Consider the following 9,027-nt stretch of genomic DNA (forward strand, 5'->3'; position numbering starts at 1 on the left):
ATGAGGAGATTTTGATTAATGGTGATTATCCGAACATGAAATAAGATGCAAGCTTTAGATGCAAGCTTGACCACTAAAATAAACAAAGTTCAGACGTTATATATCTTACATATAACGTCTGAACTTTGTTTATTTATCCTGGCTGCGAGAACATTAACTGGTTAGGCAAAGGGAAGCTTTTCCAGTAGCGCGTCAGCTGACTGCTGATAGCTGTTCGCGCAGCGGTGGCACAGGCTAGAAGCCTGTGAGGTGGCACAGGCTTTGGCCTTGGCCAAAAGGCCACGCGGGGCGCGTTTGGCCACGCTGTGCGAACGACGCGCTTGAGGTAGCCCATAAGCTTACGGCTAGTTAAACTCTAGCGACCCCGTTTTGAAAAGACTGAGCTCAGTTTCTGAGTCCATCCCAAGCTCTGGGATTGACTAGGTTCTTCAACTTCCGGTTCACCATCTGGTGAATTGCCAGGGGAAATATAGCCTGCAGGAACCACCAACAACGTAATCCCGTGTCGGCCCACCACGGTCACTTGGTCATCAGGCATAAGGGTAACTTGGGAATCATGATCACATAAGCGGGCGGGCCAGTATGTGGCTTTAAATTTGACTCGCCCAGGCTTGGTCGGGGTAATGGTACGTTCTACTTTGCCAACGCCTGGTTGTGGAAATAGGATGGAATCAGGAGCCTGTACTTTAATCATTTGTGTGTTCACCTCGTTTGACTGATTATGTTATTTTCTTCAGCCTGCTTGGTACAAAACGTTTTAACCAGGGAAAATCTGGCAACGTCGGCTGAATGTGAAATTTTTGTGCCTGAAATGGCCATTAACCCGTGCCTAAGATAGGGTTTCAGTCAAGAGAGCATCAGTATTCTCCATTGATATAGGTATTTTTAGCTTCAACAGAAAATTCCGATCTTCCTGAAAATTAGCCTTAAATTCGGCAACGGAAACGTTTATTGATTACAGATTAGATACACTTCCCGGCATTCAACGAATGACAAAAGTAACCATTCTTCCTCAGGAGAGTAAACACTTCAGGATTAGGGAAGTTAGAGAATTATAAACATTTTGTTAAAATCCACATCCTTTAAAAGTTTGGTAAGTGCACTACTGTATTAAGGTACTGTCCCTAAAACCCTGGAATAGGACAAATGCGTTCACTGATACACCCTGAAACGATTGAATAACGCTTTCAACCTAAACATGACCTAGAGTGATTATTTAAGGCTCAACCTAGATACAAGACCGCAGACGCAACTGACAAGTTGTAGATACATTGAAGAATAAGTAGATGCACTATGTATTCTTATTCTACGTGTGTAGCTAGGAATCTGCCACCCTAGAGTAAAAGATTTTCATACTACAACAGACAATTGCTACGATAGGCAACTTCCTCCTGGAAGAATACCAGATTTTATTTAAAAATGTAACTTATCTGTTGGCGGCGGGAAACAAGCTGAAAAATTTCCCATCCCCAAGTCTACTATAAGTTTACATCTTTGATAGTAAATTGGTATAACAATACACAATTGATCATTTTCCCCTGACATCAAAACTATTAAATTATGCAAACTGTTAGTTTAATTCATGCTGATTCCTATAATAGACAACTCTTACGAGCTTCCTTGGAAAGGCTGCTAGAACCTTTGGGAGGGATGAGTGCTTTTGTTAAGAAAGGTAATTCGGTTCTGCTTAAACCTAATTTACTTACTGCTGGTCGTCCTGGTAAAGAATGTATCACTCGCCCTGAAATTGTTTACTGCGTCGCTCAACTAGTCAAAGAAGCTGGGGGTAAACCCTTTTTCGGAGATAGCCCAGCCTTTGGGAGTGCTAGGGGTGTGGCTAAGGCGAACGGCTATCTGCCAATGATGGCAGAACTTGATATCCCTATTGTCGAATTCCACGGCAAGGGTTATGAAACTGCTAGCGAAACCTTTAATCATCTGCGTTTGTCTAAAGAAGCCATGAATGCGGATGTGGTGATTAACCTACCGAAGGTAAAATCCCACATGCAGTTGACCCTGACCATGGGGGTGAAGAATTTATTCGGCTGTGTTCCGGGAAAAATGAAAGCCTGGTGGCATATGGAAGCAGGTAAGGATGAGACTCGCTTTGGGGAAATGCTGGTGGAAACAGCACGGGCGATTAATCCGCAGTTGACTATTATTGATGGCATTATTGGTCAGGAAGGAAATGGTCCGATTGGTGGTGAACCCAGACATTTAGGGATCTTGGGAGCATCAGAGGATGTCTTTGCTCTCGACCGCTCAATAGTGGAAATTCTCAATGTTGAACCAGCACTGGTTCCTACCCTGGCAGCTCAAAAACGGCTGGGGTTGTTGCCAGACTTAGCAGAGATTGACTTTCCTTACCAACGACCTCTAGAAATCCAAGTGAGGGATTGGAAACTACCTGATACTATGAAACCGATTGATTTTGGTATGCCTCGAGTAATTAGGTCTACCTTTAAGCATTTATATATCCGGCTTATCAAAGAACCAATTAATGCTTATGGTAAAAGCTAGACAGTTAGGGGTATTTGGTAAAATTTGCTACAACAGAATCCTAGACTAATCAAGTAACCTAGAGTTACCCTCCGATTGCTTAACCATCCCGCCCTATTGCTAGCGGCGGTTTTTTATTGATTAGTAATCAGTGATTGGTGAATACCAGAAAACTTGTTACTGACCACAAAGCACTCATCACTAATTATTAATTACTAATCACTAATCACTAAGGTGGTCATTGGTGAATACCAGAAAACTTGTTACTGGCCACAAAGCACTAATTACTAATCACTAATTAATAAGCTGGGCATTGGTGAATACCAGAAGGCATAGTCCGACTTTGTATAATTAATTACTCTATAGCTCCACTATTGGTCAAGTCCAGCAAACAGTGATAGAGTTATTCGTTACTTTTAAGAGACCGAAGGTGACATTGAAAAAGTCAAACAGGCTGATGCCTCTAGGTTTTAGGAAGTTGCGATTAGCCCGAAGGGCTACGCTACGCGAACGCAGCCATGTATCTTTGAGCACTCAGCTATCAACCATCAGCAGTCACCCTCGGACGTTATGGCCACTTGGGAAGATCCAGTAGGGGATTTCCGCTTTGGTTACAATAATGACTATCTCTCGTTTATCTAAATTGGTGAGGACTCTGGCTACCTCACCTTTAATTGTGAATGCATCAGTACTTGCCCCTCAATGGAAAGTTATCAGAAGGTGTTAGGCAAATCCCTGCCTTTTGAGGAGGTAAAAGCAGCATTGAAGACAGCGGAAAAGAAGGGGATGAATGCTTTATAGTTGCTGGATGCTGACCCCATCAAAGGTAAAATTTGGCTTCTTTGTAAAGAAGCATTAACTGACCAGGGGATGGGGGTGATTTCCCTAGGTATCTAGGAGAGTTTCCGTCCGCCAAAACCAGAGCCTCCAACATATGATCCCATTTGCGTTGAAGCAGCACCCATTAACATAGAAGTGTCAAAACTTGGGTTTAGTAAAACCTTTGGAGAGCTATGTCAGATCTTACACTCTCTAAAACTATAGAGTCAATGCCAGTGGCAGCGCCACCCACTCAGGCCGACCTTCCCTGTGATGATGATATACCAATGGAAACCGCACGGCACAAAGCCCAAATGGATCTGCTCATTTATACCCTATCGCCTTGGCTAGACAATAGGTCGGATGGCTATGTCGGTGGCAATATGTTTGTTTACTACAGCGTTGCCCAACTCAAAAATAAGGACTATAAAGGACCAGATTTCTTTGTTGCTCTAGATGTACCCAAGGGAGAGCGTCGAAGCTGGGTGATTTGGGAGGAGGAAAAGGGTCCTGACGTGATTATCGAACTTTTGTCGTCAAGCACTGCTGAGCGTGACAAAAACGAGAAAAAGCAGATTTATCAAAATCAGATGCGTGTGCCAGAGTATTTCTGGTTTGATCCTTTCAATCCAGATGATTGGGCTGGATTTCATCTCCAAAATAGAGTTTACCAACCGATAGAACCTAATCAGCAAAACCAACTGGTATCTCAGGCATTAGGTTTGAGCTTGGTGCGTTGGCATGGTGATTATCACGGCATCGAGGCAACTTGGTTACGCTGGGCAAATTTGGATGGGGAGTTACTGCCCACTTCTGAGGAAAAAGCCGAGCAAGAACGACAAAGAGCTGATCAACAACAACAAAGAGCCGAGCAACAACAACAAAGAGCCGAGCAACAACAACAAAGAGCCGAGCAACAACAACAAAGAGCCGAGCAAGCGGAGTCTCAGTTGCAGCAGGTGGCGCAGAACTTGTTAGAGCAAGGGATGACGGTGGAGCAGGTGGCCAATCTAACCGGTCTGTCTCAATCTCAGGTGGCAGAATTTGGTAACTAAAAGGAGGGTTTTTCTGGTTTTCTTTTCCCTTGGTGGGTGGGCGCACCCCCTGCGCCCCTACGGTGGTACTTTGATTGACCTGAGGGTCCAATTATCTCCCCTTTGTGCGATTGGCCGTAGGCCACGCTACGCGAACGCAAACCTTAATTTAGTACAAATGTACAAAATAAAAGAAAATTAAGAGAAAATCCGATCAGTGTTGGCCATCGAGATATGCGATGCTAAGCATTGAGCCGCGACAGGAACGCATTTACACTCCTGTCTATTGTGTTGGAATCGATCAGCAAGATCCAAATTAACGCTGACGGCTGATAGCTGATATCACCTCAAGTAGCATCTCAAGTAGCCCATTAGCTGACTTCTGAATGCTCACCATCGTGAGACAATAGACCATTAGTTAAGCAAATGACTTCAGTGACACCTCAATCTGCCAAACATAAAAAAGCGAGAGCCTTAAAACCAAGTAGCCGACGCCCTGCCAAGGAACTGTGTAGCGAGTGTGGACTTTGTGATACATACTATATCCATTATGTCAAGGAAGCTTGTGCATTCTTAAACCAGCAAATAGCTGACTTGGAAACAAAAGCCCATGGGCGTAGCCGCAATCTAGATCATCCAGATGATTGGTACTTTGGTGTTAACCAGAAGATGATCACGGCTAAGAAGATTAACCCCATAGAAGGGGCGCAGTGGACAGGAATTGTCAGTACCATTGCCATGGAAATGCTCAAGCAGGGTAAAGTTGAAGGTGTAGTCTGTGTCCAAAACACTAAAGAAGACCGCTTTCAGCCAATGCCGATCATTGCTCGTACCCCAGAGGAGGTGTTAGCAGCACGGGTTAATAAGCCTACCTTGTCTCCTAACCTCTCTGTGTTAGAGCAAGTGGAACAATCAGGGATGAAACGATTATTAGTAATTGGTGTTGGCTGCCAAATCCAAGCATTGCGATCAGTGCAAAACGAACTTGGTTTAGAAAAACTCTATGTTTTAGGTACGCCCTGTGTCGATAATGTCAAACGTGAGGGGTTGCAAAAATTTCTGGACACCACCAGCCGTTCACCAGAAACGGTGGTACATTACGAGTTTATGCAGGATTTCCGGGTTCACTTTAAACATGAGGATGGCTCAATTGAGAAAGTACCGTTCTTTGGCTTAAAGACTGATGAACTTAAAGATGTCTGTGCCTCCTCTTGCATGAGTTGTTTTGACTATGTAAACTCCCTAGCGGATTTAGTCGTAGGTTACATGGGAGCCCCCTTTGGTTGGCAGTGGGTTTTGGTTCGTAATGACATTGGCCAAGAAATGCTGGATTTGGTGCAAGACCAGTTGGAAACTCAACCAGTGATGTCAAAAGGCGATCGCAAACCGGGAGTGCAACAAAGTATTCCTGCCAATGACAAGGGAATTAGTTTACCGATGTGGGCAGCAAAAATGATGACAGTGGTGATTGAAAAAATAGGTCCGAAAGGATTAGAGTATGCTCGTTTTTCTATTGACGCCCACTTCGCCCGGAACTATTTATATATAAAGCGCAATCATCCAGAAAAGTTAGAGGCACATGTGCCAGAGTATGCCAAGCGGATTGTAGAACAGTACAAGTTGCCAGACTAAAAACTGAGGGATTGGTGGGGTTCGGTAGGGTGAGCGATCGTTTGCCTTCCAACTCAGCTACTGTCGAGAGAAATTATAGGTAATGGGTAATGGGTAATGGCGATGCTGATCAGCTAGCGATCGCAAAGGCTTGAGCTGAAATAAAAACAATAGCACCACCAACTCAATCACTAATGATCAATGACCAAGCTGACCGCTAAATGCTTAGGAAAAGTCAGCAATTACTGTTCATTGGAGAGGAGATCAGGGAACTGTATAAATGTAGACCATTAGATTGGTCAGTTTAACCATGAAGATCTGGCGGTGGGGGTAACTATTTTCTCCATAGGGTTAATCAAAAAAGTCTTGATTGCTGACACAGCTGCTCTTTATGCTACTCCAGTCTTTAATGCTGCTGCTTCAGGAGAATTACTCACCTTTTATGATGCTTGGAGTGGTGCGTTATTTTACACGTTCCAACTTTACTTCGATTTTTCCGGCTACTCTGAGATGGCTATCGGTGCAGCACGGATGTTTGGTATTAAGCTACCACTGAACTTTAACTCTCCTTACAAAGCAGTAAACATCAGTGACTTTTGGCGTAGATGGCATATTACCCTTTCTAACTTTCTGCGGGATTATCTCTATATTCCTCTCGGTGGTAATCGCAAAGGCGAATTACGACGCAATCTCAATTTAATAATTACCATGCTGCTAGGTGGTCTTTGGCATGGTGCTGGGTGGACTTTCGTCTTGTGGGGAGGGTTACACGGAGTTTATTTATGTATCAATCATCAATGGCGATCTTTTCGTAAATTCCTAGGACATGATTTGAAAAAGAGTAACTGGTTGAGTAGCACTCTTAGTTGTTTTATTACTTTTATTGCTGTCGTATTCGGATGGGTTTTATTTCGTGCAGATAATCTTGATAGTGCAAGTGTAATATTACAAACAATGCTCGGTGTAAATGGGATATCTTTGTCAGAATCAGTTGTAGAATCACAAAAAAAATTACTGATAATTTTGTTGATATTTATCTGGCTAATACCCAACTCTCAACAATGGATGGAACAGTATAAGCCAGCCTTGAATATACCTGTAGTAAAAACTTATTCAAGTTGGCGCAGTCAACTGTGGAAAAAGTTGCAGTGGCAGTTTAATCAACCCTTTGGGCTTATTCTGGTAATAGTTTTATTTATTGTTATAAAAATTATTTTAACAGCACATGACAGTGAATTTTTGTACTTTAATTTTTAACAATATGGCTTACATAAGATATTTCAAATCAATCTTTTCTGGATTGTTAATTAGCTGTTTAATTTTCCTGTTGGCTGTTTTATTCCAAATTGGTGCTCCAACAGAGAGTTCTCGCTGGACTGACGAGATATACACTATCAAGTCCAATATTGCTAACTCTATAGAAACCCCTAAATTAGTTATAGTTGCTGGCTCAAATGCTTTATTTGGCATTAGCTGTAGTCAGATAAATAAAGAGACATTCGTAAGTTGTCTTAATGGAGCTACATATGCTGGACTTGGTATTGATTACATCTTGAATCGTGCTCGTTCGTGGCTCAAGCCTGGAGATTTAGTTCTTCTCCCTCTGGAATATGAGCATTATACAGATGATGGTAAACCTACTGCTGCATTGATTGACTATCTGTTGGCTCGGGATCCGAAATATTTACTATCACTGAATTTAATTAATCAATTTCGTTTCATCAGTGGAATCCCCTTGAAGCGTGTGCAAGAGCGATGCAGCGCGGTCTTGGGAAGGCAGCGCGGTCTTGGGGGTTCCCCCCATGAGCGACTGCCGTGGTTTCCCCCATGAGCGACTGCATCAAGACAGGGAATCGTAGTTAAATTTAAAACCCCTCAGCCCTGGAATTCTTATTATCAGTCTGAAAATCTTAATGAGTATGGAGATGAAACAGGTAATCGAAAAGCTGATATAACCCAAAAATAAATCCAAGCTATTGACAAAATAAATTACAACAATAATATAGGTAAATCTATAACTTCAAGTCATGGAATAAACAGCATCATTAAATTTATAAATTGGTGCGAAAGCCATAAGATTAAGGTGATAGCTACTTGGCCGAATACAATCTGGTTTGATGTTTATCAAGAACCTAGAAAGCAATATTTTTTTAAAAGTATAGAACATTTTTATCAACGTCTGGGGGTTACTATTCTTGGTAAAGCAGAAGATTTTATGTACGATAAATCTATGTTTTATGATACGAGTTATCACCTTCATGATTTAGGGGTAAATCACAGAACTCAACAACTTATAGATTTAATAAAACCCTATTTGCCATGAAGCTCAACTAAGCCAAAATGCTCCCGTAGTCTAATATCTGTAGAGTTCAGAATTCAGAATTACGAATTGAGTTGGAAAATTCCTACACTCTGAACTCTGAATTCTGAATTAAGATCCCATTAATGAATCTTTTGAGTCTGCTTGTGATGCCCCTATTTCTCCAAGCAATTGAGAGAGTTGAGTCGTTTCTGATTTAGGAATAATCACCGACTCTATACTCTCCCCATCATCCAGTCGTTTAGCCACTTCCAGAATTGTATCTGCGATCACTACCGGAATCCTTACTGCTTTAGTTTGACCCAGATTCCACTTCGGCTTCCGACCACTATTTTCTCGATAACCACCACGGGGCATAACTTTACCTCACCTCTGAATATGAAATAGTACGTTTTCCTTATAGTCTACAATCTTCGGTTAATTAAATAGCTAGAGCTTGTAAAACTTAACTAGTTACTGATTTTTATACAAAACCTGGTAATTGTAATTTTTTTGGTCTATTTCGTACTTTTTATGATAAAATAAACTAGGAAATTATACCAAATGAGATATCCTAAGCGGAAACTCACAAAATTTATGAAGTAGGTTTACCTGATATCTTGGAGCATTGTTAGTAGCTGAAGGGGTGACGAAATAGCCTGAAAAGCTTTAAATGTAAAGCTTTCACCATTTTGTGCTAAAAAAAAGATAGGTCTCTTTTGTTCAACAAGACCTACCTATTGACAATGTTACCTGTATTCTACC

General features: G+C 41.9%; 8 protein-coding genes. 6 read left to right on the forward strand and 2 right to left on the reverse strand.

Annotated features, from left to right (window positions below):
* Positions 1 to 355 precede the first annotated feature (355 nt).
* Positions 356 to 694, reverse strand: coding sequence for an NfeD family protein (locus tag F6K46_RS04045; protein ID WP_293116788.1), 339 nt, complete (start codon positions 692 to 694; stop codon positions 356 to 358).
* Between the two features lie 866 nt (positions 695 to 1,560).
* On the opposite strand from F6K46_RS04045, the gene F6K46_RS04050 reads away from it, so the two are divergent.
* From F6K46_RS04050 to F6K46_RS04075, 6 genes are all read left to right on the forward strand, one after another.
* Positions 1,561 to 2,520 carry a DUF362 domain-containing protein gene (locus tag F6K46_RS04050; RefSeq protein ID WP_293052561.1) on the forward strand — a complete coding sequence of 320 codons (960 nt, stop codon included), beginning with the start codon at positions 1,561 to 1,563 and terminating at the stop codon, positions 2,518 to 2,520.
* A 992-nt stretch (positions 2,521 to 3,512) separates the two neighbouring features.
* Entirely contained in the window at positions 3,513 to 4,373 is an 861-nt protein-coding gene (locus F6K46_RS04055) for a Uma2 family endonuclease (RefSeq protein WP_293052564.1), read from the forward strand.
* A 405-nt stretch (positions 4,374 to 4,778) separates the two neighbouring features.
* Entirely contained in the window at positions 4,779 to 5,984 is a 1,206-nt protein-coding gene (locus tag F6K46_RS04060; RefSeq protein WP_293052566.1) for a Coenzyme F420 hydrogenase/dehydrogenase, beta subunit C-terminal domain, read from the forward strand.
* 303 nt (positions 5,985 to 6,287) lie between these two features.
* Complete coding sequence (locus tag F6K46_RS04065; RefSeq protein WP_293052570.1) at positions 6,288 to 7,220, forward strand: MBOAT family O-acyltransferase; 933 nt, start codon at positions 6,288 to 6,290, stop codon at positions 7,218 to 7,220.
* A 70-nt stretch (positions 7,221 to 7,290) separates the two neighbouring features.
* Positions 7,291 to 7,794, forward strand: coding sequence for a hypothetical protein (locus F6K46_RS04070; RefSeq protein WP_293052573.1), 504 nt, complete (start codon positions 7,291 to 7,293; stop codon positions 7,792 to 7,794).
* Between the two features lie 252 nt (positions 7,795 to 8,046).
* On the forward strand, positions 8,047 to 8,286 hold the full coding sequence (locus tag F6K46_RS04075; RefSeq protein ID WP_293052576.1) for a hypothetical protein: 240 nt from the start codon (positions 8,047 to 8,049) through the stop codon (positions 8,284 to 8,286).
* A 108-nt stretch (positions 8,287 to 8,394) separates the two neighbouring features.
* On the opposite strand, the gene F6K46_RS04080 is transcribed toward F6K46_RS04075, so the two are convergent.
* On the reverse strand, positions 8,395 to 8,640 hold the full coding sequence (locus tag F6K46_RS04080; RefSeq protein ID WP_070394915.1) for a hypothetical protein: 246 nt from the start codon (positions 8,638 to 8,640) through the stop codon (positions 8,395 to 8,397).
* Between the last annotated feature and the right edge of the window lie 387 nt (positions 8,641 to 9,027).

It is taken from the genome of Moorena sp. SIO3E8 (assembly GCF_010692445.1).
Classification (GTDB): Bacteria; Cyanobacteriota; Cyanobacteriia; order Cyanobacteriales; family Coleofasciculaceae; genus Moorena; species Moorena bouillonii.

Coding starts and splice junctions, on each gene's coding strand:
- F6K46_RS04045 (WP_293116788.1), bottom strand. CDS start 694: ATGATTAAAGTACAGGCTCCTGATTCCATCCTATTTCCACAACCAGGC.
- F6K46_RS04050 (WP_293052561.1), top strand. CDS start 1,561: ATGCAAACTGTTAGTTTAATTCATGCTGATTCCTATAATAGACAACTC.
- F6K46_RS04055 (WP_293052564.1), top strand. CDS start 3,513: ATGTCAGATCTTACACTCTCTAAAACTATAGAGTCAATGCCAGTGGCA.
- F6K46_RS04060 (WP_293052566.1), top strand. CDS start 4,779: ATGACTTCAGTGACACCTCAATCTGCCAAACATAAAAAAGCGAGAGCC.
- F6K46_RS04080 (WP_070394915.1), bottom strand. CDS start 8,640: ATGCCCCGTGGTGGTTATCGAGAAAATAGTGGTCGGAAGCCGAAGTGG.